The sequence below is a fragment of the Streptomyces capillispiralis genome (assembly GCF_007829875.1).
Lineage (GTDB): Bacteria > Actinomycetota > Actinomycetes > Streptomycetales > Streptomycetaceae > Streptomyces > Streptomyces capillispiralis.
The window spans coordinates 3195536-3219167 of the sequence record NZ_VIWV01000001.1 but is presented as its reverse complement, the minus strand read 5'-3'; the positions used below and the strand labels follow the sequence as shown (position 1 = coordinate 3219167).

Here is a 23632-nt window from a genome sequence, read left to right as displayed (position 1 = left end):
GCGGCCGGTCCCGGGCGTCCCCGGGACCGGCCGTTCTCTCGGTGACCGGGCTGCTGTCCCCTGCCGTCCGGTCACTGGTCCGGAGCGAGGTCCCACGACGTACGGCGTGATCCGTACGTCTCATCGCTCCGGCGAGCCACGCGTGGTTCTCTCGGGCCGCCCCTGGCTGGCACGGACACCGGTACCAACGAAGCGTCCGCCGCGCCGGTCACGCGCCGTACGGGTGAGGGCGATGCGTACGTCAGTGCCGCGAACGCGGGTTCAGATCTTCCCGCGGCACAGCTCCAGCAGGGTCATGGCGAGCGCGGTGCCGGGCTTGCCCAGCGCGTCCCTGAAGTGGGCGAGGACCTCCATCTCGCGGGAGAGGTTCACGCGGCGGCCGCCGGAGGCGATCCGTTCCTTCTGGATGACGGCCGACACGGCCATCCGTTCCTGCACCAGACCGATGATCCGGTCGTCGAGCGCGTCGATCCGCTCGCGGGCACCGGTGATCAGCTCGGCGGCCTCGGCGGTGCGGGCGCCGGTCCGCTCGGTCGACTCCGTGGTGGTGGCGGTCATGTCGGGGCTCCTCGTGGTGGTGGGTGCGGTGCCCCGGAGCGGCAGGATCCGGAGGAAAACGCCAGGCGCCCCGGACCTTGTCGGCCCGGGGCGCCTGGGAAGTCGCTCGTCAGTTGCTCAAGCAGCACGACCATGGCAGCCGGTGGGCCGGTTGCCATAGGTAAAGAGGAAGGCCGGGTGCGTGAGCATGGGCCCAGTATGCCCCGCCGTCCGCCGCCGTCCAAGACGGATCGCATGGTGAGACGAGGCTCCGGGAAGGACGTCCCCGCACGTCCGTCGTGCGTTCCTCGCGCGTCCCCCCGCGCGTACCCCCGCGCGGGCCTTCGTGCGGACCTCGTCCCGGTCCGGGACGTGTGCCGTCGCCGTCTCGGTAGAATCGGGAGGCACAAGACCCCCGCCCCACCGCCGGAAGGCACCTCGTGTCATCAGCGTCCCCCGCTGCCAACGCGCCCGACACCGTCCTGGTCGTCGACTTCGGCGCGCAGTACGCCCAGCTCATCGCCCGTCGCGTCCGCGAGGCGCGGGTCTACAGCGAGATCGTGCCCAGCACCATGCCGGTCCCGGAGATCCTCGCCAAGAACCCCGCGGCGATCATCCTCTCCGGCGGCCCCTCGTCCGTGTACGAGGAGGGCGCCCCCCGCCTCGACCGCGAGCTCTTCGAGGCCGGCGTCCCCGTCTTCGGCATGTGCTACGGCTTCCAGCTCATGGCGCAGAGCCTGGGCGGCCAGGTGGACAACACCGGCGCCCGTGAGTACGGCCGTACGGACCTGCACGTCTCCCGCGCGTCCTCCACCCTCTTCGAGGGCACCCCGGACGAGCAGGCGGTCTGGATGTCGCACGGCGACGCCTGCTCCGCCGCCCCCGAGGGCTTCACCGTCACCGCCTCCACGGATGTCGTCCCGGTCGCCGCGTTCGAGAACGACGAGAAGAAGCTCTACGGCGTCCAGTACCACCCCGAGGTGATGCACTCCACGCACGGGCAGCAGGTGCTGGAGCACTTCCTGTACCGGGGCGCGGGCCTCACCCCGGACTGGACCACGGGCAACGTGATCGAGGAGCAGGTCGAGGCGATCCGCGAGCTGGTCGGCGACAAGCGCGCCATCTGCGGCCTGTCCGGCGGCGTGGACTCCGCCGTCGCCGCCGCCCTCGTCCAGAAGGCCATCGGCTCCCAGCTGACCTGCGTGTACGTCGACCACGGCCTGATGCGCAAGGGCGAGACCGAGCAGGTCGAGAAGGACTTCGTGGCCGCGACCGGCGTGCAGCTGAAGGTCGTGGACGCGGAGGAGCGGTTCCTGACCGCGCTCAAGGGCGTCTCGGACCCCGAGGAGAAGCGGAAGATCATCGGCCGCGAGTTCATCCGGGTCTTCGAGCAGGCCCAGGCCGAGATCATCGCCGACGAGGGTCCGGCGGTGGAGTTCCTGGTGCAGGGCACCCTGTACCCGGACGTCGTCGAGTCCGGCGGCGGCACCGGCACCGCCAACATCAAGTCCCACCACAACGTCGGCGGGCTCCCCGAGGACCTCGAGTTCCAGCTGATCGAGCCGCTGCGCAAGCTGTTCAAGGACGAGGTCCGGATGGTCGGCCAGGAGCTCGGCCTGCCGGACGAGATCGTCCAGCGCCAGCCGTTCCCCGGCCCGGGCCTCGGCATCCGCATCGTCGGCGAGGTGACCAAGGAGCGGCTCGACCTGCTCCGCGAGGCGGACGCCATCGCCCGTGAGGAGCTGACCGCGGCCGGTCTCGACCGGGACATCTGGCAGTGCCCGGTGGTCCTGCTCGCGGACGTCCGCTCGGTCGGCGTCCAGGGCGACGGCCGCACCTACGGTCACCCGATCGTGCTGCGTCCGGTCTCCAGCGAGGACGCCATGACCGCCGACTGGTCGCGGCTGCCGTACGACGTCCTCGCGAAGATCTCCACCCGCATCACCAACGAGGTGCGCGACGTCAACCGCGTCGTCCTCGACGTGACCTCCAAGCCGCCGGGCACCATCGAGTGGGAGTGACCCCGGCGGGTCAGGTCCGTCTGAGGGTGCGCACCGGCTCTCCGGGCTTCCAGACCTGGACGACGAGGTACGTGTCGTCCTCGACGTAGGTCCGCACGACCTCCGTCAGCTCGGTGCGGAAGAGGTGGAACGGCTCCGGCGGTTCCACCTCTTCGGCGTACTTCGCCCGGGTCCCCGCGTCCTCGACCTCGATCGCCCGGCCGCTGATCCGGATGTCGCCGCCGCCCATGCCCGTCCCCTCGCCGGGGTTCGCCTGGAGCGCGAAGCGCGGGTCGCGGCGCAGGTCGAGCGCCTTGAGCGAGTTCGGCATCATGCCCAGCCACAGCTCGCCGTTCAGGAACCGCACCTCCAGGCCGGTGGTGCGCGGTGAGCCGTCCTTGCGCAGCGTCGCGAGGACGTGGTGGGTGTACGCCGCGAAGCGCTCCTCGGCGGTCTTCGCGAGATCGGGTGCGGCCGCGGTGAAGGCCTCCCAGTTCGTGTTCATGGGCCGAGTGTGGCGCCGATACCGGACAGCTCGTGTCGGGTATCCGCGATGTCCTCCGGGCGGTGGACGAGAGCGGTTCTCATCTTTACGGAAGCGAGCTGTCGCCCAGGGCGGCCCGCCGGTAACTTCCGCCCCGTATGCACACCCCCCGCGGGAGGACTTATGCACGGGCCCACGCCGCCCCTGCCGCTGCCCACCGACAGACTGCGCTTCGCCATGCCGCCCCTGCACGATTCGGTCGAGGAGGAGCGCCGGCACCGCAAGGAGCGCCTCGCGGGCGCGTTGCGGCTCTTCGGGCGGCTCGGCTTCGAGGACGGTGTCTCGGGGCACATCACCGCACGCGACCCGGAGTTCTCCGACTGCTTCTGGGTCAACCCGTTCGGGATGCCCTTCCGGCACGTCACCGTGAGCGACCTCGTGCTCGCCAACGCGGACGGCCAGGTCGTCGAGGGCGGCCACCACGTCAACCAGGCCGCGTTCACCATGCACGCCCAGGTGCACGCGGCCCGGCCGGACGTGGTCGCCGTCGCCCACTGCCACTCGGTGCACGGCCGCGCCCTCGCGGCCCTAGGCGACCTGCTGGACCCGATCACCCAGGAGAGCTGCGCGTTCTACGAGGACCACGCCCTCTACGACGCCTACAGCGGCGTCACCGTCGACGCCGCGGAGGGGCGGCGCATCGCGGCCGCGCTCGGTTCCCACAAGGCGCTGGTGCTGCGCAACCACGGGCTGCTGACCGTGGGGGACTCCGTGGACGCGGCGGCCTGGTGGTTCGTCACGATGGAGCGGTCCTGCCAGGTGCAGCTCACCGCGCGGGCGGCGGGCCGGCCCGTCCTCATCGGACACCGGCAGGCGGTGGCCACGCGGGAGCAGCTGGGCGGGGACCTGGTGGCGTGGATCAACTACCAGCCGATGTGGCAGGACATCAGCCGGAGCGAACCGGATCTGCTGAGCTAGATCCGCCAGGTCGCTCGTGCGGGCCGACCCGGGATGAGCGGAACGGGGGCGGGTCAACTCGGTGCCCGGGAATTCACTCGTTCTGGCTGGGCCTGCCGGTCGGCGGGGGCGTGGGGTAGGGCACAATTCGCTTTCGTCACGCGGGAGTTGCGTGGTGGTCGGTGGCAGTGGTCGTGGGTTTGTGATGGTTCGGAAGGCGGGCTTCGGGCGTGGCGGTGCAGGAGGCGAGGCAGGGCGGCGCGGTTGCGGGCCCGCACGAGGGCGGCTGTACCTGCGGGGACTGTCCGCACGGGGTGCGTGAGGGGCATCGGCGCGCGGTCGCGGCGTTCCTGCTGAAGCGGGACGAGTACGCGGCCGGGCACGGGGTGCCGGCCGCCGTGGCCCACTCGGCCTCCGCCTCCCGGCAGTGGGTGTCCGAGGAACTGACGCAGGCCGCGGAGGCCGTCGCCGAACGGGGCCGGGCCGAGGGCGCCGCATGGCTGGTGCGGCTGTGGCGGCGGACCGCGGTCGTGGTGTGGGCGGGTGTCGTGCTGCTGCTCCTCGGGCAGGCGCTCACGGCGATCGGCGCGGGGTGGACCGCGGCGCGCTCCGCCGGGTTGCTGGCCGCGTTGGTCGTGGCCGGCGCGCTGACGGCCGCGTCGTGGTTCCACCGGGCGCGCGGGGGTGCGCTGGCGCCGGTGATCGGGGAGGACAACCGCCTCTCCACGTCCCGCGCGGTGGCCGCCTCCTGGGTGCTGTTCCTGGCGTTCGCGGTGCTCGTGCTGGTGGGGCAGCTGGCGGACGCCTCCGGGCACCGCGAGCGTGACGCGCTGATCGCGGGGCTCGAACTGGGCCGCGGCGCCGGTGTGGTGACGGTGCTGGCCGTCGTGTGCGGGATCGCCGTGCTGGTGCGGCGGGTGGTCGGGCTGCGGGTGCAGGGGCAGCGGCTGCAGAAGGTACGGGCCCACCGGCCCAGGGCGGCGGACCTGCTGACCGACGACGCGGGGCGGGGGAGCTTCGCCGACATCCAGTACGTCGTGATCAGCGGCGTCGCCCTGGTGTTCGCGGCGGTGCGGTTGGCCCGGAGGCCGGACCAGTTGCCCGATCTGCCGTGGGGGCTGGCGGTGGTGGTGCTGGTGTCGGCGGCGACGTATCTCGCGGGGAAGTACGCGGAGGGCGGGCGTCCGGTCATTCTGTCGGTGGTGCGGGCGCGGGAGGCCGGTGATCTGGACGCGCCCATCCGGACCGGCGACGACATCGAGATCCGCGGGGCCGGGTTCGTGCCGGTCGGGGCGCAGGGGGCGGACCGGTTGTCGCGGATGGTCGTGCGGGTGGGGGCGGTGCATGTGCATGTGCCCTTGGTGCCGGTGGCGGGCGGGTTCGACAACCCGACGGATGCTCTGCTGACGGTGCCCGTGCCGGCGGAGGTGGAGCCGGGACGGGTGGAGGTGCAGGTGGTCACCGCGGCGGGGGTGGAGACGAATCGGTATGCCATCGATGTGATGGAGTAGCGCGGCGCCCACGGGTGGGGGGTGGGTCGGGGCCGGTCGGGGGTGTCCGTCCTCGGTCCGGCGCGGAATCGGTCGGTTGAGAGGGCTCGGGGTGCGGACGTGCCGGCCGCTGCGGGTGGGCACCCCCGCCCCGTCCCCTCCTCGCCGCACGCGGCGCATCAGCGCTGCCGCGGGCGGTCGCGCCGTCGTTCACCGCGGGCCGTCGCGGCGCCGGGGGTGATGGGTGTCCTCCGCTTGAGCGGAGCCGAGAGTGGGGAGGGTGGGCGCGGCGGCTCCCCGTGAGCGCCGGGCTGCGTGACACCCCCCGGCCCGCACCGTCGTGCGCGAGGAGGCGAGTCCTCGAAGAAAAAGCCCCCGTCCAGGGTTGAGCCGAGGACGATCGTCGTACGTATGGTCTGTCGAGGAGGGCTCGGTACGGCGGTGAGAGGCGGCAGGCAGCGATGACTCACGGTATGCGCGCGGACACGTACTCCCCACACCCCGACGGCGACAGAGGCTGGCGGGACACCGCCACCCGCTACGCCCTGGTGCCCCTGCGGATCTTCCTCGGGGTCACCTTCGTCTACGCGGGTCTCGACAAGCTCACGGACAGCGCGTTCATGAAGGACGCCGGGGCCGGGTCGATCGGTGACATGATGCGGGGCGTCCGCGACTCCTCCGCCCTTCCCGCGCTGGTCGACATGGCGTTGGAGAGCCCGGTCGGGTTCGGATACGCCATCGCCCTCGGTGAGTTGGCCGTCGGGATCGGCACCCTGCTCGGCCTGCTCACCCGGCTGGCCGCCCTGGGCGGCGCGTTGATCTCGCTCAGCCTGTGGCTGACCGTGAGCTGGGCCGCCGATCCGTACTACTACGGCAATGACCTCCCGTACCTCATGGGCTGGATCCCGCTGGTGCTGGCCGGGGCTCCGCTGTTGTCCGTGGACGCCGCCCTCCGGGCGCGGCGGCGGCGGACGGGCGCGTACCGGTAGCCGTTGTCAGGACGGGGCGTCCGCTCCGGTTCCCCGGGGTCTCGTCCGGCGACGGCGCAGGAGGCCGGTCAGGGTGCCCACCGCGCCGGCCAGGCAGAGGCCGCCCGTGACGACCGGGATCACCACGAACCACGGGGTCTCCCAGGCGCCGCCCGCGTCGCCCGCGTAGATCACCGCGGTGAGGGTGAGGAAGGCGCCGGCGACCAGCCTGCCGGGCTGGAACTCATGACGTGGCACGGCTCACCTCCGCCTGTCCCGCGCCGACCTGGAGTTCGAGGTCGAGCGTGCCCGCCTCCTCGGCGCCGGCGGGCGGTTCCAGGGTCAGCTCCTCGTGCTTGCCCGGTGCCACGTCCACGTCCTTCTGCCCGTCGCCCGGCAACTGGATGTCACCCACTCCCACGTCGATGCTCAGCTTCACGGTCACGTCCCTGGGCACGATCACATGGATGCGGCCCAGGCCCACGTCGGCCCGCGTCGCGACGGTCCCGTCCCCGGGGACGCGTATCGCGGACAGGTCCAGCACGCCGTTGCCCGTGCCCAGCTCGTAGGCCGGGCGTATCTGCGCGACCGAGGCGGGCTCCCAGGTCGTGCGCTTCCAGTCGGTGCCGATGTCCTTCGGCACGGCGGCCGAGCCGGCGAGCAGGCCCGCCGTGATGACCGCCAGGACGATCGAACCGGCCCCCGTGCGGCCGAGGAACGCGGAGACGGCCACGCCGATGCCGAACACGGCGAGCGCGCAGGCGAGACCGGTCTGCAGGCTGGTGCCGAGAGGGTGCTCCTCCCAGGTCAGCCCGGTGCCGAGACCGCCCGCGAGCAGGGCCAGCAGGAAGATCCGGCCGCCGATCCGGCGGGGGCCGCGCGGCTTCGGCGGGCGGGGCGGTGGCGCGTAGGGGTGGCCGCGGGTGCCGAGGCTGATGTTCACGGCGGCGGCGATGTCCGGGTCGCCGGAGTCCCGGGGGCCCCACAGATAGCCCGTGCCGCCGATGTGCGTGCCGTCCTTCACGATGGGCTCGCGCCACCACGACGAGAAGGAGGCGGGAACCGGCGGAGCCTGGGGCTCCGGCGGTGCGTCGGCCACGGCCTGGGCGGCGATGTGGTCGGGGCTGGGGGCGCCGCGCCGCCGCGACCAGTACCCGGCGCCGGCGAGCAGCAGGGACAGTATGACGGCGAAGCTCAGCACGCCGTCGTTGCTCAGCATGGTGAGGAAGACGCCGCAGCCGACCAGCGCGAACAGCACGGCCGTCAGGGTGTGACCGTCGACCCGGCCGGTGAGCAGCCTGCGGATCTCGTTCTCCTCCTCGTCGTCGTACGGGACGAAGAGCCAGGCGAAACCGTAGAAGATGAGGCCGATGCCGCCGGTGGCGGACAGCACCGCGAGCGTGATCCGGAAGATCACCGGGTCCATGTCGCACTGCCGGCCCAGCCCGGCGCACACCCCGCCAAGCATCTTGTGCCGGCGGTCGCGCCGGAAGCGGTCGGCGTCCGTCGGACCGGTCTCGCCGGCCGGCTCCGGCGGCGGGGCGGCCGCTCCCCCCTCCTTCCGCGCGCCCGCCTGCCCGTGCGCGCGCGCCGAGTCCGCGGCGGGCGCGGCATCCCGCGGCCCGGTGCCCCCGGAGGCGCGCGGGCCCGAGCCGGGGTCCGGACCCGTCGCGGCGTGCTGGTGATCGGTCATGAGTCCATGGTGACGGGCGAGCCGCCGCGACGGCAGTCGGTACGACCCTGGCCGGACCCTGATATCGGCCCCTGAGCCGGGCGGGGGGAACGTTCGACGGGCCCGGGGGCGGGAGATCAGGGGAGTCTCGGGGACAGACCCTGATGCTCCGGCATCCCGGTCGTGTGACCATCGTTGGCATGTCGGAAGCCGCAGCAGCGCCAGTCGCCGGGCCGCGGCCGCCGCGCAAGCTCTACCGCAGCAGTGACGGACGCTGGCTCGGTGGCGTGGCGCGGGGGCTCGCGGGGCATCTCGGGCTGCCCGTGATCTGGGTGCGTCTGGTCTTCGTCGGCCTGTTCATGGCCGACGGTCTCGGCGCGCTGCTGTACGCCGCGTTCTGGTTCTTCGTACCGCTGGGCGTCGGCGGCGTGGACGCCCAGAAGCCGCCCTCGCTCGTGACGACCGAGTCCTCGCCGGACGGGCGGCGCAGACTCGTCACCCGGAGACCGGACAAGGGCCAGATCGTCGCCCTGCTCCTCATGGTCGTCGTCGCCATGATCTTCGTGGGCAATGTCAACCTGAGCAACGGGGCCAGGGCCTACCTCTGGCCGACCGTGCTGGTCGGTGCGGGTGTCGCCCTGGTCTGGCGGCAGGCGGACAACGCCCGCCGGGCCCGGTGGATGGAGGTCGGCCGGCGCCGCCGCACGGTCACGCTGCTGCGGGCCGTGGCCGGTGTGCTGCTGGTGACGGCGGGCGCCTCCGGCATCTTCGTCCTGCGCGGATCGGGCAGCCACCTCGGTTCGGTGCTCCAGGCCGCCCTCGCGGTCCTCGTCGGCATAACGCTCCTCGCCGGCCCCTACCTCGTGCGCATGACACAGGACCTCTCCGAGGAGCGCCTGATGCGCATCCGCGCCCAGGAGCGCGCGGAGGTCGCCGCCCACGTCCACGACTCGGTGCTGCACACCCTCACCCTGATCCAGCGCAACGCGGACAACGCGGGAGAGGTGCGCCGCCTCGCCCGCGCCCAGGAGCGCGACCTGCGCGCCTGGCTCTACAAACCGGAGGGCAACGGGAAGGACGAGGACGACGAGCCCACCACCCTCGCCGAGGCCGTGAAGCGCAACGCCGCCGAGGTGGAGGACAAGCACGGCGTCCCCATCGAGGTCGTCGTCGTGGGTGACTGCCCCCTCGACGAGGGGATCGGCGCACAGATGCAGGCCGCGCGTGAAGCGATGGTCAACGCCGCCAAGTACGGTGGCGAGGGAGGCGCGGTGCAGGTCTACGCCGAAGTCGAGGGGAGGACGGTCTTCGTGTCCGTCCGCGACCGCGGCCCCGGCTTCGACCTCGACGCGATACCCGCCGACCGCATGGGCGTCAGGGAATCGATCATCGGCCGGATGGAGCGCAACGGCGGCACGGCGCGGCTGCGCGCGGTGCCCGACGGCGGCACGGAGGTCGAGTTGGAGATGGAGAGGGCGGAGAAGACGTCATGAGCGAGCCGACCGAGGCGAACGGAACGACGGGACCGGCACGGGGAGCCGCGTCCGCGGAGCCGGACGGTGAGGGCCGGCGCCGTGTGCGTGTCGTCCTCGTCGACGACCACCGCATGTTCCGCACGGGCGTCCAGGCCGAGATCGGGCAGACCGAGCAGACGGGGGTCGAGGTGGTCGGTGAGGCCGCCGACGTCGACCAGGCGGTCACGGTCATCACCGCGACCCGCCCCGAGGTGGTCCTGCTCGACGTGCACCTGCCCGGCGGCGGTGGCGTCGAAGTGCTGCGCCGCTGCGCCCCGTTGATGGGCGACGCCGAGCGGCCGGTGCGCTTCCTGGCCCTGTCCGTGTCGGACGCGGCGGAGGACGTGATCGGTGTGATCCGGGGCGGTGCCCGCGGCTATGTGACCAAGACCATCACCGGCACCGACCTGGTCGACTCGATCTTCCGGGTCCAGGAGGGGGACGCGGTCTTCTCGCCCCGCCTGGCCGGCTTCGTCTTGGACGCCTTCGCCTCGACCGACGCCCCGCCGGTCGACGAGGACATGGACCGCCTCACCCAGCGCGAGCGGGAGGTACTGCGGCTGATCGCCCGGGGATACGCGTACAAGGAGATCGCCAAGCAGCTGTTCATCTCCGTCAAGACGGTCGAGTCCCATGTCTCGGCGGTGCTGCGCAAGCTCCAGCTGTCCAACCGCCACGAACTCACCCGCTGGGCGACGGCACGCCGGCTGGTGTGAGCCGGGGCCCGCGCGGTCGGTCCCTCAGCCCACCCGCGTGGCGCCCGCGAACGGCATCTCGTCGAGGGGTGCCAGGCGCACCGGTGCCGAGGGGTTCGGGGCGTGGATCATCCGGCCGCCGCCGACGTAGATGCCGACGTGACTGATGCCGGAGTAGAAGAAGACCAGGTCGCCGGGGAGCAGTTCGGAGCGCGGGACGCGGCGGCCGGCGCCGATCTGTGCGTAGGTCGTGCGGGGCAGGGACACCCCGGCGGAGCGGTACGCGGCCTGGACGAGGCCCGAGCAGTCGAACGCGTCGGGGCCGGTCGCGCCCCAGACGTAGGGGCTGCCTAGCTTCTGGTAGGCGTAGGAGACGGCCCGCGCCGCGCGGGGGCCGGGGGCGAGGGAGGTGACGGATCCGGGCGCCGTCAGGCCGTCCCGGGAGCCCGTCGACGAGCGTGCGGCGCGGTCGGTGCTGTCGGCGAGCCCCGCGCGGTGCCCGGACGGCAGCCGGGACAGCAGCCGGCGGGCGGTGCTCAGCCTGCCGGTGATCGTCTCCTCGTGCCGTTTCAGTTCGGCCCGGCGGGACGTCAGGGAGTTCACCTCGATGCGCGCGGCTCCCCGCAACCGCTCGATCTCCCGGAGCTGTGCGCGTACGCGGCCCACCGCCGCCCGCTGGCGGCTGCCCACCCGTTCGGCGACGGCGGCGCCCTCCAGGTAGCCGTCCGGGTCCTCGGACAGGACGAGTTGCAGGGCGGGGTCCAGGCCGCCACCGCGGTACTGCGCGGCCGCGACCGAACCCAGTTCGGCGCGCGCGGAGTTGAGCCGCTCCTCGCGGCGCGCCCGCTCGTCCTGGAGGGCGCGCAGCCGCTGCCGCGCCGACTCGGCCTTCTCCTTGGCGCCGTTGTACTTCTCGGTGGCGGCCTCCGCCTCCCGGTAGAGCCTGGCGACATCGGCTCTGACCTGGTCCGGTGCCGGCTGCGGTGCGGCGTGTCCCGACCCGTCGAGGCCGGTCGCGGCGGCCGCGCCGGCGAGGGCGACGGTGGCGGCCGTACGGGCCTTGGTGCCGCCCGCCCAGCGCTGTCGGGACCTGCGGTGCGCTGCCACCTGGACTCCCGTCCTTTCCGACGCCCGCCCGGGAGCGGGCCGCCGCCGGCGGTCCGGCGGCGGGGGAGCACAGGGAGCCGTCCGCCGCCGGACCCTTCCCGGCGGTGGTGTCCGGCCGCCGCCCCTGGCCCGGGCGGCATGGAGAGCCGGTCACCTGGTGGAGGACGCTAGGTCCGGCCGCGCGGCCCCGGTAACGGGTTGTGCGGAACTGGTGCGAGCGGACCGGCAGGTGACCGTAAGTGACCGTGATCGCGTTCCCGCTCCGTCACCTTCCTGCCGTGCGGTGACCGAAGTGGTGAAGGAGGGAAGGGCGAGGGCGGCGGAGTGCTACGGGACGGGCGTGGCTAGGCTCCGGCCTCATGGACGTACTCATCCACCTCTTCGTCGGTCTGCACATCATCGGCATCGCCTCGCTGCTCGGCGGTTTCCTCACCCAGATGAAGGCGATGGGTGAGGGCACCGCCCGCTTCAGCCCCGCGATGCTGCACGGCGCGCTGACGATGCTGGTCACCGGCGTGATCCTGGTCGGTCTCAACCAGGCCGACGACCAGCCCGTCGACAACATCAAGATCGGCGTGAAGCTGGCCCTGCTGATCGTGATCCTCGGCCTGGTCTACGTGAAGCGGGACGAGGAGAAGGCGGACAAGGGCCTGTTCGGCCTGGTCGGCCTGCTGACCACGGCGAACGTCTTCATCGCGGTGCTGTGGACCTGACCCCGTCCCCGTATACGTCCCCGTCCTGGTCTCCGTCTCCGGAGGCCGGGCGGGGTCAGGCCGGGCGGACCACGCTGTGGATCGAGGACTCGCCGTCGTAGAAGATCGACTCCTCGCGGACGTACGTGCCGGGCTTCGGGGCGTGGATCATCATCCCGTTGCCGATGTAGATGCCCACATGGGTGATGTCGTCGTAGAAGAAGACCAGGTCACCGGGCTGGGCCTGGGAGACGGGGACCGTGGTGCCCGCGTCGACCTGGTCGTAGGTGGTGCGCGGGATGGTGACGCCGGCGGCCTTCCAGGCGCCCTGGGTGAGCCCTGAGCAGTCGTAGGAGTCGGGGCCGGTGGCGCCCCAGACGTACGGCTTGCCGATCTGGGCGCGGGCGAAGGCGAGGGCCTTCTCCGCCTTGGTGGCGTACGAGGAGTCGGCCGGGGGCGTGGTCGCCGACCCGGAGGACCCGGAGGACCCGGAGGAGCCGGAGCCCTCAGCGGTGCCGCTCTCCTGCCGTGCGGCCTCCTCCTGGGCCTGCTGCCGCTCCGCCTGCTGCCGGGCGAGCTCGGCGGCCTTGCGGGCGGCCTCCTGCTGCTTCTCCTTCTCGATCGCCGCGAGCCGCGCCTTCTCCTCGGCGGTCAGCCTCGACATCAGCTCGCGCGCGTCGGTGAGCTTCTTCTGGACGGTGGCCTTGGCGGTCTTCAGGTCGCCCTGGGACTCGGTGAGCGTCTCGAGGCTCCGGGTGGCCTCCTGGCGCTTCCGCATCGTCTCGGACTGCTGGGTGACGTAGTCGTCGACCGCTTCCTTCTGGCGGCCGGTCATCCGGTCCATCAGCTGGCTCTGGTCGAAGATGTCCTGCGGGGAGTCCGCGAGCAGGAAGGTCGCCGTGTCGGGGATGCCGGCGCCGGTCCGGTACTGGGCGGCGGCGAAGGAACCCAGTTCCTCCCGCGCCTCGTTGAGCCGCTGGGTGCGCTTGGCCACGTCGTCGAGGAGGGTGTCGACGCGCTTGCGCTGCTTCGCGGTCCTCTCCTTGGCCGCGTTGTACTTCTCGGTCGCCGACTCCGCCTGGCGGTAGAGGTCGTCGACCTTCTTCTCGACCTCCTCCAGACTCGGCTTGCCGTCGTCCGAGGGGGCGGCGTTGGCGGTCTGGGACAGCAGGGCCACGGAGGTCAGCGCGGCCGTGGCCAGGGCCGGGGTCCGTATGCCTGCCACGCGCGGGCCGGGAGTGCGCGACTTGCGGTGCGACGCCAAGGGGGGCGGCTCCTTCCACTGCTTCGCCTGCCGGGTGGGCGGTGGGGTCCCTCCCCGGCCGTTCAGGCACTGGGGGAGGGTTCGGGCGGGTGCTCGGAAGGGTTGCCCTACGGCCGCTCCGCGAGGGAGTGGGCCGATTCACCCCAGGGGTTCGGTGGGTCCCCGGCTCCGGCTGCCACGGGGGCAGTGACGGACTCGGCGGAGGCCGCGCGGCCCGGCGAGGTTCGCCGGTGGAGGTCGAGCGGCCCGCCCGCACCGTAGCCAACTGGTGTGGTCCCTGTGAAGGTTGGTGGGTGATATGCCCGATACATTTTCGTGACCTTGGAGATGGGGTCACGCAGGGTGAGGCGGCGGTAGTGGAGGGTGTGCGGCGGTCGGGGCGGGTGCGGAGGCGGCCGGAATCCGGGGATGTTCCCGGGGCGGGCCCGCGTTGTCGGTGGGGCGCCCTAGACTCGGAGAGCGATGAGCAGCCTCTTTGACGACAGCTTCCTGGCGGACCTCCAGGCCCAGCGGGGCCCCGTGGACGAGCCCCCGCCACCGCCCGAGGACGATCATGTGCCGGAGCACCTGCCGGACGATCTGTTCGGCGGGAAGTTCGACGTGCCGCCGGACCGATGGGGGTCCCCCGGCTCGGGCGAAGCCGGGAGCGGGGGAGGCTACTACCGCGACGGTGCCCCGCGCCCGGTGATCGACGCCGCCGCGCTGCTGGAGGGGCTGAACGACAACCAGCGCGCCGCCGTCGTGCACTCCGGCTCCCCGCTGCTCATCGTGGCCGGCGCCGGCTCCGGCAAGACGCGCGTGCTCACCCACCGCATCGCCCACCTGCTCGCCGCGCGGAGTGTCCACCCCGGCCAGATCCTCGCGATCACCTTCACCAACAAGGCCGCCGGTGAGATGAAGGAGCGCGTCGAGCACCTCGTCGGCCCGCGCGCCAACGCGATGTGGGTGATGACCTTCCACAGCGCGTGCGTGCGCATCCTGCGCCGCGAGAGCAAGAAGCTCGGCTTCACGTCGTCGTTCTCGATCTACGACGCCGCCGACTCCAAGCGTCTGATGGCCCTGGTCTGCCGCGACCTGGACCTCGACCCCAAGCGCTTCCCGCCGAAGTCCTTCAGCGCCAAGATCAGCAACCTGAAGAACGAGCTGATCGACGAGGAGGACTTCGCCGCCCAGGCCGCCGACGGCTTCGAGAAGACCCTCGCCCAGGCCTACGCCCTGTACCAGTCGCGGCTGCGCGAGGCCAACGCACTGGACTTCGACGACCTGATCATGACGACGGTCAACCTGCTCCGCGCCTTCCCGGACGTCGCCGAGCACTACCGCCGCCGCTTCCGCCACGTCCTCGTCGACGAGTACCAGGACACCAACCACGCCCAGTACGCCCTGGTCAGGGAGCTGGTCGGCACCGGCGAGCACCCCGTCGACGTACCGCCGGAGGCCGAGGTCCCGCCCGCCGAGCTGTGCGTGGTGGGCGACGCCGACCAGTCGATCTACGCCTTCCGCGGCGCGACGATCCGCAACATCCTCCAGTTCGAGGAGGACTACCCGAACGCGACGACGATCCTGCTGGAGCAGAACTACCGCTCCACGCAGACCATCCTGAGCGCCGCCAACGCCGTCATCGAGCGCAACGAGTCGCGCCGCCCGAAGAACCTGTGGACCAACGCCGGCACCGGCGCGCGGATCACCGGATACGTCGCGGACACCGAGCACGACGAGGCGCAGTTCGTCGCCGACGAGATAGACCGCCTGGTCGACGCGGGCGAGACGAAGGCCGGCGACGTCGCCGTCTTCTACCGCACCAACGCCCAGTCCCGTGTCTTCGAGGAGATCTTCATCCGGGTCGGCCTGCCCTACAAGGTCGTCGGCGGCGTCCGCTTCTACGAGCGCAAGGAGGTCCGGGACGTCCTGGCCTACCTGCGGGTGCTCGCCAACCCCGAGGACTCGGTGCCGCTGCGCCGCATCCTCAACGTGCCCAAGCGGGGCATCGGCGACCGCGCGGAGGCCATGATCGACGCCCTCGCGCAGCGCGAGAAGATCAGCTTCCCCCAGGCGCTCAGGCGCGTCGACGAGGCGTACGGCATGGCCGCGCGGTCGGCGAACGCCGTGAAGCGGTTCAACACGCTGATGGAGGAGCTGCGCACGATCGTCGAGTCCGGCGCGGGCCCGGCGACCGTCCTGGAGGCGATCTTCGAACGCACCGGCTACCTGGCCGAGTTGCAGGCCTCCACCGACCCGCAGGACGAGACCCGCATCGAGAACCTCCAAGAACTCGCGGCCGTCGCCCTGGAGTTCGAGCAGGAGCGCGGCGAGGGCGAGTCCGTGGGGCTGTCCGACTTCCTGGAGCAGGTCGCCCTGGTCGCGGACTCCGACCAGATCCCCGACGAGGACGAGGACGGCTCCGGCGTCATCACCCTGATGACCCTGCACACCGCCAAGGGCCTGGAGTTCCCGGTCGTCTTCCTCACCGGCATGGAGGACGGCGTCTTCCCGCACATGCGCGCCCTCGGCCAGACCAAGGAGCTGGAGGAGGAGCGGCGCCTGGCCTACGTCGGCATCACCCGCGCCCGGGAGCGGCTGTACCTCACCCGGTCCACGCTGCGCAGCGCCTGGGGCCAGCCGTCCTACAACCCGCCCTCGCGCTTCCTGGAGGAGATCCCGGCCGCCCACCTGGAGTGGAAGCGGACGGGGGCGAGCGCGCCCGTGCCCTCCGGACCGGCGTCGGGCGTGGCGGCGACGCTGTCGTCGTCCCGTTCCCGCTCGTCGGCCTCGGGTGCCTCCGGCTTCGCCACCCGCCGTACGTCGGCGGGGGACCAGCCGGTGGTGTCGCTGGCCATCGGCGACCGGGTCACGCACGACCAGTTCGGCCTCGGCACCGTCGTCGGGGTCAAGGGGACGGGTGCCAACGCGGAGGCGACGATCGACTTCGGGGACACCAAGCCCAAGCGTCTGCTGCTGCGGTACGCGCCGGTGGAGAAGCTGTAGCGGCGCCCCGGAGGGCCGGCTGAGGCCCGTCGGGGGCACGATCCGGCGGGCCGGGGGCCACGACGGGACTCTCCGACGGGCAGGCGGCGAGGCGGGGCGATAGGGGGCAGGGCCTGCCCGGTCCCCGGCTTGCCGGGTTCTACGACGGGTCGAGGCCGTGGCTGCGCAGCCAGGCGAGCGGGTCGATCGCCGAGCCGCCACCCGGGCGGACCTCGAAGTGCAGGTGCGGGCCGGTGGAGTTGCCGGAGTTCCCGGAGAACGCGATCGCGTCGCCCGCCTTGACGGTCGTACCGGAGGGCACCTGGTAGCTGGAGAGGTGGCAGTACCACGTCTCGGTGCCGTCCATCGCGGTCACGATCATCATGTTGCCGTAAGCGGAGTTGTACTGCGTGCGCACCGTGCCGTCGGTCGCGGCCATCACCGTGGCGCCGTACGACACGGGGAAGTCGATGCCGGAGTGGACGGACATCCAGTTGATGCCGGACTGGCCGTAGTAGGCGCTGAGGCCGTGCTGGGCGACGGGGAGCGCGAACTTCGGACGCAGCCGCTCCTTGCGGGCCGCCTCCTCAGCTGCCCGCCTGCGCTCGGCCTCCTGCTGGGCCTTGAGGTCGATGCGCTCCTGGGTACGGCTGGCCCGGTCGGCGAAGTCGTCGGCGCCGGCGGCGAGGCTCTCCAGCTGGGTGTCCAGCTTGATGTTGGCGGTGGACGGCTGCACCGGCTGGGCGTCCGCCGCGGTGGTCGCCGTGTCCTGGCCGCCGTCGTCACCCAGGTCGCCGACCGACGCCGCGGCGATACCGGCGACGCCCATCACGCACGCCGAGGGCACGGCCACGGTCAGCAGCGCGGAGCGCTTGGGGGGCGTACGGCGGCGGGACCGGGACCCGGCACGTGAGGCGGCGCGGGACGACGGGGCGGGGACGGTCTCCTCCTGCCCGTCGAGCAGGTGCACCGCGGGCAGCTCACCGGTGTCGGCGGGCTCGCCGTGCGCCGGCTCGTCGTCGTCGGCGGCGGGTTCGTCGTAGGCGTGCTCCGCCGCGTCGGCGTAGGTGCCCTGGGTGTCCTCGAACGGGCCCTGGGCGGGGTCCTCGTAGGTGCCCTGGGCGGGGTCCGTGTAGGCGGACCGGTCGAAGGAGCCGGCCTGCGGCTCGTACGCGTCGGGTGCGGGCGCCGGGGCGGCGGTGTCGCCGCCGTCGGTGTTCCACTGCGTGGCGTCGTAGACGCCGCTGTCGAAGGTCTGCGTGCCCCAGTCCCACTGCTGGGTCTGGTCGGCGGGGTTCCCGGCCTGGTCGGGCTGGATCCAGGCACCCGCGTCCAACTGGCCGCTGGTCTCCGGCGAGCCGGCCTGCGGCGGGATCACCGTCATCGGCTGGTCGCCGGTGGTCCAGGCGGTCGTGTCGTAGCCGCCGGTGTCGTACGCGGTGGGGTGCTGGGCCGCGTAGGTGTCGTAGTGGCCGGTGTCGTGACCCCCGGCGTTCCAGTGTCCGGTGTCGTACGCGCCGGTGTCCTGGCCGCTGCCCGGGAGGTCACCGAAGAGGGGATCGGTGGCGAAGGTGCCGGTGGCGTGACCGCCGGTGCCGAAGTGGGTGGCGTCAAAACCGGTGGCGTCGTAGCCGCCGTACGTGGTGAGGTCGCCGTACTGGGCTTCCTGGGCGCCGTACGACGCGTAGGGCGCCGAAGAGGCATCGGAAGCCGGGGCCGGGGCCATGGTCCCCGACGGGTGACGGTCGTTCACCAACTTCTCTTTCGCCTCGACAACAGGGGCTGCCAGAGCAGTGCGGCGACTGTACCCGGCGGTACGCGGGCACGACAATCTTCCGCAGGTTTCGCGCGCGAAGGAAACGGGCATTCGGTCGTCTTTTGGCGGACGACGGGCGCGGTCTTGGCTCTTTGTTCGAAGCGTGTTCGAGGTGTCGGGCGGGATGACGGCCGTAAGTCGGCTGTGAGGGACCGCTGTTGTTCGGACGGACGCGCGGGAGTGCTCCTGTCACGGCGCCGGCGGTCCGGGCGTGTCGCGCGGGCCGCCCCCGCGTCCGCCTCACGCCACCGTCAGGCCCCCGCCGTGGCCGGTGGACGGCTCGCCGGGACGCGCCGCGTCCAGGGCCTGGCGTATGCCGGTCGCCACGGCCGGGTGCACCGGCAGGGCGAGATGGCCGACGCCGCTCACCCGCACGTTCTCCACCGACAGGTCGGGGTGCTCGATGCACGCCGCCTCCAGCGGGTCCATGATGTGGTCGAGATCGCTCCAGAAGGCCACGAAGTGCGTACGGCAGCCGGGGGCGGGCAGGGCGAGCTCCTCGAGCACCGGTGAGCCGGGGCGCATCTGGCGCACGATGGGGTGCGCGTTGGCCAGCGGCGCGACGCGGGTGCCGGAGTGCGGCGTGCCCAGCGTGACGAGCGTCCGTACGCGGGTGTCACCGCCCAGCCGCTGCACGTAGTACCGCGCGATCAGCCCCCCGAGGCTGTGCCCGACCACGTCCACCTGACGGCTGCCCGTCCGCTCGCACACCTGCTCTATGTGGCGGCCGAGCAGCTCGGCCGCGATGCGGACGTCGCAGGTCAGGGGCGAGTAGTTGAGCGACTCGATCTGCTGCCGGCCGTGCTGGGCCAGGCTGCGGCGCAGCAGGACGAAGACCGAGCGGTTGTCGATGAAGCCGTGCAGCAGCACGACCGGCGGCTTGGCCCGTGCCGGCAGCTGAGCGGTGCCGTCGGGCGCGGGCAGCGCGGGGGGCGCACCCCGGCGCTCCTGGATGATGCCGGCCGGATAGAGCAGGAGGTGGCCCGCGAGGATCGCCAGCTCCAGAGCGGTCGCCTTCAGCAGGGCCAGGGAGAGATCGGCCAGCCGGGGCGGCACGAGGCGACGGCAGAGCGGCAGGAAGGGGAGAGCTGCCTGGGTGACCTTCATGGCCGACCTCCTGTCGGCACGCGGGAGGACGGCCTCGTCCCCCGGGTGCCCTCGTGGGAAAGCGCTGCGAGGGCGGTCGACGGTGCGCGCGAGCGAGGGTTGGAGGGGGCGCGGTGGTACGGCGGCCTCGGTGCGAATCCCTTGTGCGCATGGTCCCACCGAAGCCCGAGTGCCGCACGGCCGGACGGGGTACGGGCCTCGGGGCCCGGGAACGCTGCGCGATGAACGTGTCCCACCGTGTGATTTGCCCCTCCCCGCGCACCGCGAAACGGCCGCGTGCGGGATGCTGGAGATAACGTTCGTTCACTTCCCCGGCCGGTTCGGGCCCGGGTTCCCGTACGCGGTGTACGGCGTGGCGGATGTGTGCGGTACTTGTCGCTACGGATGGATGTAGTCGCTTCATGGAGGCAGTGATGGGTGTGGCAGCCGGTCCGATCCGCGTGGTGGTGGCCAAGCCGGGGCTCGACGGCCACGATCGCGGGGCCAAGGTGATCGCGCGGGCGCTGCGCGACGCCGGTATGGAGGTGATCTACACCGGGCTCCACCAGACCCCCGAGCAGATCGTCGACACCGCGATCCAGGAGGACGCCGACGCGATCGGGCTCTCCATCCTGTCCGGTGCGCACAACACGCTCTTCGCGGCGGTGATCGAGCTGCTGGAGCAGCGGGACGCGGCGGACATCCTGGTGTTCGGCGGCGGGATCATCCCCGAGGCGGACATCGCCCCGCTGAAGGAGAAGGGCGTCGCGGAGATCTTCACGCCCGGTGCGACCACGGCGTCGATCGTCGACTGGGTCCGGGCGAACGTACGCCAGCCGGCGCAGGCGTAGCGGGCCGTTCCGCGCTGCGGGGGAGGCTGTCTCTCCGGGCTCGGGCGGGCGCTGGGCGCGGCGGGTACGGACGTCTTCGGGCGGCCGTGCCTCCGCCGGTTTCCCGCCCGCCGGGTGGCGTGCTGCCCGGCCGGGGTCCCCGATCATCGGGCGGCGGGCCGCGGGGCATCGTGGACGCGCGGCGGCCCGTGGGCTCCTTGGCGCGGCCGGAGGGCTCCGGCGGGCGGTGGCCGGTGCGTCCTGCCGGGGGCGGGCGCTGGTGCCGGTCCCGGTGATCGGTGGGGCGGTGTGCCCGGCACCGGTCGTCGGTGGGGCAGCGTGCCCCGTTCCGGCCCCGGTCGTCGGGGGCGTGGTGGTCAGGGGCTGGGCGGGGTCAGTTCCGTGAGCATGGCCGCTCGTAGGCGCAGGGTGGTGACCAGGCGTTGGAAGGCTTCCGACCAGTAGCCGCCTGCTCCCGGTGACGCGTTCTCCGGTTCGTCCGGTATCGCCAGCAGCGCGTCGAGGCGGCCGGACTCGGACGGGTCGAGGCAGCGTTCCGCCAGGCCCATGACTCCGCTGAAACTCCATGGATAACTCCCTGCGTCCCGCGCGATGTTGAGCGCGTCGACCACCGCCCGTCCGACCGGCGCGGCCCAGGGCACGGCGCACACCCCGAGCAGCTGGAACGCCTCGGACAGACCGTGCGTCTCGATGAACCCCGCCACCCACCGCGCCCGTTCGCCGGCCTCCAGCGTGCCGAGCAGCTGGGCCCGTTCGGCCAGGGACACCGCTCCCGGGCCGCCCGCCTCCGGAGCGGAGGGCTCCCCGAGCAGCGCCCGGGACCACGCGGCGTTCCGCTGCCGTACGGCCGCACGGCACCACGCCGCGTGCAGTTCGGCCTGCCAGTCGTCCGCCACCGGCAGGGCGACGATCTCCTCGGGCGTACGCCCGCCGAGCCGCCGCGGCCAGCTGTCGAGCGGGGCCGCCTCCACCAACTGGCCGAGCCACCAGGACCGTTCGCCCCGGCCCGCGGGGGCCTTGGCCACCACGCCGTCGCGCTCCATGCCCGCGTCGCACTCGTGCGGTGCCTCGACGGCGATCGTCGGTACGTCCCCCGTATGGTCCACGGCCACACAGGCGCCGGCTCTGACCGCCATCCGCTCGGCCAGCGCCGAGCCGGGCAGGGACGACAGCAACTCGGCCGCCGTCGCCCGTACGTTGCGGCTGCGGTCGGCCAGGGCCTGCTCCAGGAAGGGCTCGTCGTCCGGAGAGAGACGGGTGCGCAGCGAGTCCAGGAACATCAGCCGGTCCTCCGCGCGCTCCGTCGCCCAGGTCGCCGCGAGGAGGTCGCGGGCGGCGGCCGGCTCGCGGGAGCGCAGGGCGGCGAGGAGGGCGACCCGCTCGGCGAAGAGCCCTTCCCGCCACAGCCGCCGTATGCCGTCCTTGTCGTGCGGGCCGGGAGCGGACGGGCCACCGCCCGTGGAGCGCAGCGCGAACCGCCAGTCCGGGTTGAGCCGGGCCAGCCACAGGGCGCGCGGGCCCGCGAAGCGCAGTGCCGCCGGGCGCAGGTCCGTCCGGCCCCGTGCGGCGTCGAGGAGGGCGGGGAGCGCGGCGGGGGGCGCCGCGAAACCGCGGGCGTTCGCCGCCGCCAGCCACTGGGGCAGCAGCTCCATGAGATCCGGTGCCGCGCCCCGGCGGCCCCCGCCCGGGGTGCCGGGGCGGTCGGCGAGGAGCATCGCGAGCCGGCGGGCGGCGGCGGGCGGCAGCGGAGGGCGCGGATCCTCGGGAGCCCGTTCCGGACGCGGCGCGGCCGGGGCCGGCCGCAGCCCGGCCCGTCGCCGTACGGTCGCCAGGGCCGCCGCGTCCAGCAGGGCCAGCGGTGCCCGGGGCCCCGGCGCGGCACCTGCCGGTGTACGCCGGTCCGTGCCCAGCAGGGCCGTGGTCACCAGCTCCTCCCAGGTGTCCGGGAGGGACGGGTCCGCGTCCGCGGTGGTCCTGCTCATGAGCTTCCTTTCCGACGGGCGTCCCGAAGCGGTCGAAGCCTCACGTGCGCCGAGTGTCCAGTGAGGCCGGAATGATTCCTGGGGCGGACGGGAACGGGAACGGGCGCCCCGCTCAGCACAGCGGCACCACCTCCCCGGGCCCCTCCGGCCATGCCGCCAACGGAGTGAATCCCCGGTGGCCGCACTCACCGAAGACACGGACCGGAGCGCCGCCCGACAGGGCGACCAGGCGCCACAGGCCGGGGCGGGCCCGCGCCGCCGGGGTGAGCGGCAGGGCGGTGTCCTCGCCGGCATCGGCCAGCTGCCAGCCGTCACCGTCCGGCACGGGTATCACCCGGTCCAGCGTCACCGGGACCGACTCCAGCCAGGGGTCGTCGCGCAGCGCGTCGCCGTAGCGGGCGAGCGCCCGGGCCGTCGTCGTCCCCGCCGGCCGCACCGCCGTCGGCGCGGCCGGCGCGAACCGGTCGCCCAGGGCCGCGCGCGCCCGGCCCGCACCCGGATACGCGGACAGCTCGGCGTCCAGGGCCAGCCCCACCGGCAGCGCGAGCTCGGGGGCGCGGCCCGCCGCACCGTAGGAGAGGAGCAGCGCCGTACGGTCCGACTCCGTGCCGTACAGCCAGATCCGGCGGGTCGTCAGACGGCTGTCCGCCGTGTCGTACTGGGCGAGGACCAGCCAGTCGTCGCGCACCGGCGGGCCGTCCGCCGGCATGGGCAGCCCGACACGGGAGCGGACCGTCGCGGCGAGACCCTCCGGCAGCCGCTCACGGCGCAGCCAGCCCCGGCCGAGGAGATGGAGCAGCGCGCACTCCTCCAGCAGCCGCACCGGCCAGTCCGGACCGCTGCCAGGCAGCGCCCCCACCTCCCGCACCCGGGCGGCCAGTCCCTGTGCCTGCGCGTCGACCATGCGGGCCGCGGTCTCCTCCCACAGGCCGGGCCCGGACTGCTCGGCCGACGCCAGGCCGCCGCGGAGCAGATCCGTCAGCCGCTGCTCCAGTTCGGCCGCGCCCGCGGTGACCCGCTCGGCCCGGCGCTCCGCCCGGCGCCGCGCCGCCTCCGGATCGGCGGGCCCCGGCGGCGCGCCCGGGGCGTCCGCGGCGGGCTGCCGCTCCGGGCGCGCGCGCCGGCCGGCGACCCACCCCTCGGCCCACTCCGGCGCCCGTCCCCGCGGCACCCCCGCGTCCCCGCTCGCCCAGAGCAGCAGCAGCCCGATCGCGTGCTCGCACGGGACCGAACGGCTCGGGCAACTGCACCGGTACGCCGGGCCGGAGGCGTCCGCGACATCGACGACCGTCCGGTACGGATCGCTCCCGCTGCCCTCGCACAGCCCCCACACCGCCCCCTCGCCGGAACGGCCCGTCCCCGACCACGGACCGGCCGCGCCGAGCCTGCTTCCCGCAGCGCGGGACGCGGAGTCGGGCGCCAGGGCCAGCACCTGCTCCGCAGTCCGGCGCACCCCCTGCTGAGTCATGCCACCGAAACTAGATCCCGCCACTGACAATCACCCTGACCCCGGCGTTCGTGCAGGTCAGAGCGATTGTCAGTGGCGTGGTGCA

19 protein-coding genes are annotated in these 23632 nt (G+C 73.1%); 9 read left to right on the top strand and 10 right to left on the bottom strand.

From position 1 onward, the window contains the following. Window positions 1–261: 261 nt before the first annotated feature. Window positions 262–558: a chorismate mutase gene (locus FHX78_RS13355; RefSeq protein WP_145867680.1), complete on the bottom strand. Its 297-nt coding sequence runs from the start codon at window positions 556–558 to the stop codon at window positions 262–264. A 419-nt stretch (window positions 559–977) separates the two neighbouring features. Between FHX78_RS13355 and guaA the strand changes: the two genes are divergently transcribed. Further along, entirely contained in the window at window positions 978–2558 is a 1581-nt protein-coding gene (gene guaA / locus FHX78_RS13350; RefSeq protein ID WP_145867679.1) for a glutamine-hydrolyzing GMP synthase, read from the top strand. A 10-nt stretch (window positions 2559–2568) separates the two neighbouring features. On the opposite strand, the gene FHX78_RS13345 is transcribed toward guaA, so the two are convergent. Continuing rightward, the gene (locus FHX78_RS13345; protein WP_145867678.1) at window positions 2569–3042 is read right to left on the bottom strand and encodes a pyridoxamine 5'-phosphate oxidase family protein; all 474 of its coding nucleotides are present in this window, start codon (window positions 3040–3042) and stop codon (window positions 2569–2571) included. A 162-nt stretch (window positions 3043–3204) separates the two neighbouring features. Here FHX78_RS13345 and FHX78_RS13340 point away from each other — a divergent pair, with 162 nt between their 5' ends. The 3 genes from FHX78_RS13340 to FHX78_RS13330 all read left to right on the top strand — a co-directional run bounded on the left by FHX78_RS13340 (window position 3205) and on the right by FHX78_RS13330 (window position 6457). After that, complete coding sequence (locus FHX78_RS13340; RefSeq protein ID WP_145867677.1) at window positions 3205–3999, top strand: class II aldolase/adducin family protein; 795 nt, start codon at window positions 3205–3207, stop codon at window positions 3997–3999. A 209-nt stretch (window positions 4000–4208) separates the two neighbouring features. Beyond that, window positions 4209–5489, top strand: a complete 1281-nt coding sequence (locus tag FHX78_RS13335) for a hypothetical protein (protein WP_145867676.1) — start codon at window positions 4209–4211, stop codon at window positions 5487–5489. A gap of 440 nt (window positions 5490–5929) precedes the next feature. Beyond that, window positions 5930–6457, top strand: a complete 528-nt coding sequence (locus FHX78_RS13330) for a DoxX family membrane protein (RefSeq protein WP_145867675.1) — start codon at window positions 5930–5932, stop codon at window positions 6455–6457. Window positions 6458–6463: 6 nt separating this feature from the next. Here the strand turns inward: FHX78_RS13330 and FHX78_RS13325 are convergent, their stop codons facing one another. Together FHX78_RS13325 and FHX78_RS13320 are read right to left on the bottom strand one after the other, a co-directional pair. After that, the gene (locus tag FHX78_RS13325; protein ID WP_145867674.1) at window positions 6464–6694 is read right to left on the bottom strand and encodes a hypothetical protein; all 231 of its coding nucleotides are present in this window, start codon (window positions 6692–6694) and stop codon (window positions 6464–6466) included. After that, window positions 6681–8129 carry a PspC domain-containing protein gene (locus tag FHX78_RS13320; protein WP_145867673.1) on the bottom strand — a complete coding sequence of 483 codons (1449 nt, stop codon included), beginning with the start codon at window positions 8127–8129 and terminating at the stop codon, window positions 6681–6683. The genes FHX78_RS13325 and FHX78_RS13320 overlap by 14 nt, the downstream gene beginning before the upstream one ends. Before the next feature lie 179 nt (window positions 8130–8308). On the opposite strand from FHX78_RS13320, the gene FHX78_RS13315 reads away from it, so the two are divergent. Together FHX78_RS13315 and FHX78_RS13310 are read left to right on the top strand one after the other, a co-directional pair. After that, on the top strand, window positions 8309–9601 hold the full coding sequence (locus tag FHX78_RS13315; RefSeq protein ID WP_145867672.1) for an ATP-binding protein: 1293 nt from the start codon (window positions 8309–8311) through the stop codon (window positions 9599–9601). After that, window positions 9598–10338 (top strand): LuxR C-terminal-related transcriptional regulator, encoded by a 741-nt coding sequence (locus FHX78_RS13310; RefSeq protein ID WP_145867671.1) that lies wholly within the window; start codon window positions 9598–9600, stop codon window positions 10336–10338. The genes FHX78_RS13315 and FHX78_RS13310 overlap by 4 nt, the downstream gene beginning before the upstream one ends. 24 nt (window positions 10339–10362) lie before the next feature. Here the strand turns inward: FHX78_RS13310 and FHX78_RS13305 are convergent, their stop codons facing one another. Further along, the gene (locus FHX78_RS13305) at window positions 10363–11424 is read right to left on the bottom strand and encodes a C40 family peptidase (protein WP_145867670.1); all 1062 of its coding nucleotides are present in this window, start codon (window positions 11422–11424) and stop codon (window positions 10363–10365) included. 359 nt (window positions 11425–11783) lie between these two features. Between FHX78_RS13305 and FHX78_RS13300 the strand changes: the two genes are divergently transcribed. Further along, a complete protein-coding gene (locus FHX78_RS13300; RefSeq protein ID WP_145867669.1) occupies window positions 11784–12137 on the top strand; it encodes a hypothetical protein in 354 nt (117 codons plus the stop codon). Between the two features lie 55 nt (window positions 12138–12192). Here FHX78_RS13300 and FHX78_RS13295 read toward each other — a convergent pair whose 3' ends face one another. Then, complete coding sequence (locus FHX78_RS13295; protein ID WP_145867668.1) at window positions 12193–13380, bottom strand: C40 family peptidase; 1188 nt, start codon at window positions 13378–13380, stop codon at window positions 12193–12195. Between the two features lie 462 nt (window positions 13381–13842). Here FHX78_RS13295 and pcrA point away from each other — a divergent pair, with 462 nt between their 5' ends. Beyond that, complete coding sequence (pcrA, locus tag FHX78_RS13290) at window positions 13843–16365, top strand: DNA helicase PcrA (protein WP_145867667.1); 2523 nt, start codon at window positions 13843–13845, stop codon at window positions 16363–16365. 139 nt (window positions 16366–16504) lie between these two features. On the opposite strand, the gene FHX78_RS13285 is transcribed toward pcrA, so the two are convergent. Together FHX78_RS13285 and FHX78_RS13280 are read right to left on the bottom strand one after the other, a co-directional pair. Further along, window positions 16505–18211 (bottom strand): M23 family metallopeptidase, encoded by a 1707-nt coding sequence (locus FHX78_RS13285; RefSeq protein WP_145867666.1) that lies wholly within the window; start codon window positions 18209–18211, stop codon window positions 16505–16507. 189 nt (window positions 18212–18400) lie between these two features. Continuing rightward, entirely contained in the window at window positions 18401–19267 is an 867-nt protein-coding gene (locus tag FHX78_RS13280; RefSeq protein WP_145867665.1) for an esterase/lipase family protein, read from the bottom strand. Window positions 19268–19680: 413 nt separating this feature from the next. Between FHX78_RS13280 and icmB the strand changes: the two genes are divergently transcribed. Further along, complete coding sequence (gene icmB / locus FHX78_RS13275) at window positions 19681–20097, top strand: coenzyme B12-dependent isobutyryl CoA mutase small subunit (protein WP_145867664.1); 417 nt, start codon at window positions 19681–19683, stop codon at window positions 20095–20097. A gap of 356 nt (window positions 20098–20453) precedes the next feature. Here the strand turns inward: icmB and FHX78_RS13270 are convergent, their stop codons facing one another. Both FHX78_RS13270 and FHX78_RS13265 read right to left on the bottom strand, forming a co-directional pair. Further along, window positions 20454–22079, bottom strand: coding sequence for a DUF5691 domain-containing protein (locus tag FHX78_RS13270; protein ID WP_145867663.1), 1626 nt, complete (start codon window positions 22077–22079; stop codon window positions 20454–20456). 112 nt (window positions 22080–22191) lie between these two features. Next, window positions 22192–23547 carry an SWIM zinc finger family protein gene (locus FHX78_RS13265; RefSeq protein WP_145867662.1) on the bottom strand — a complete coding sequence of 452 codons (1356 nt, stop codon included), beginning with the start codon at window positions 23545–23547 and terminating at the stop codon, window positions 22192–22194. Window positions 23548–23632: the final 85 nt, after the last annotated feature.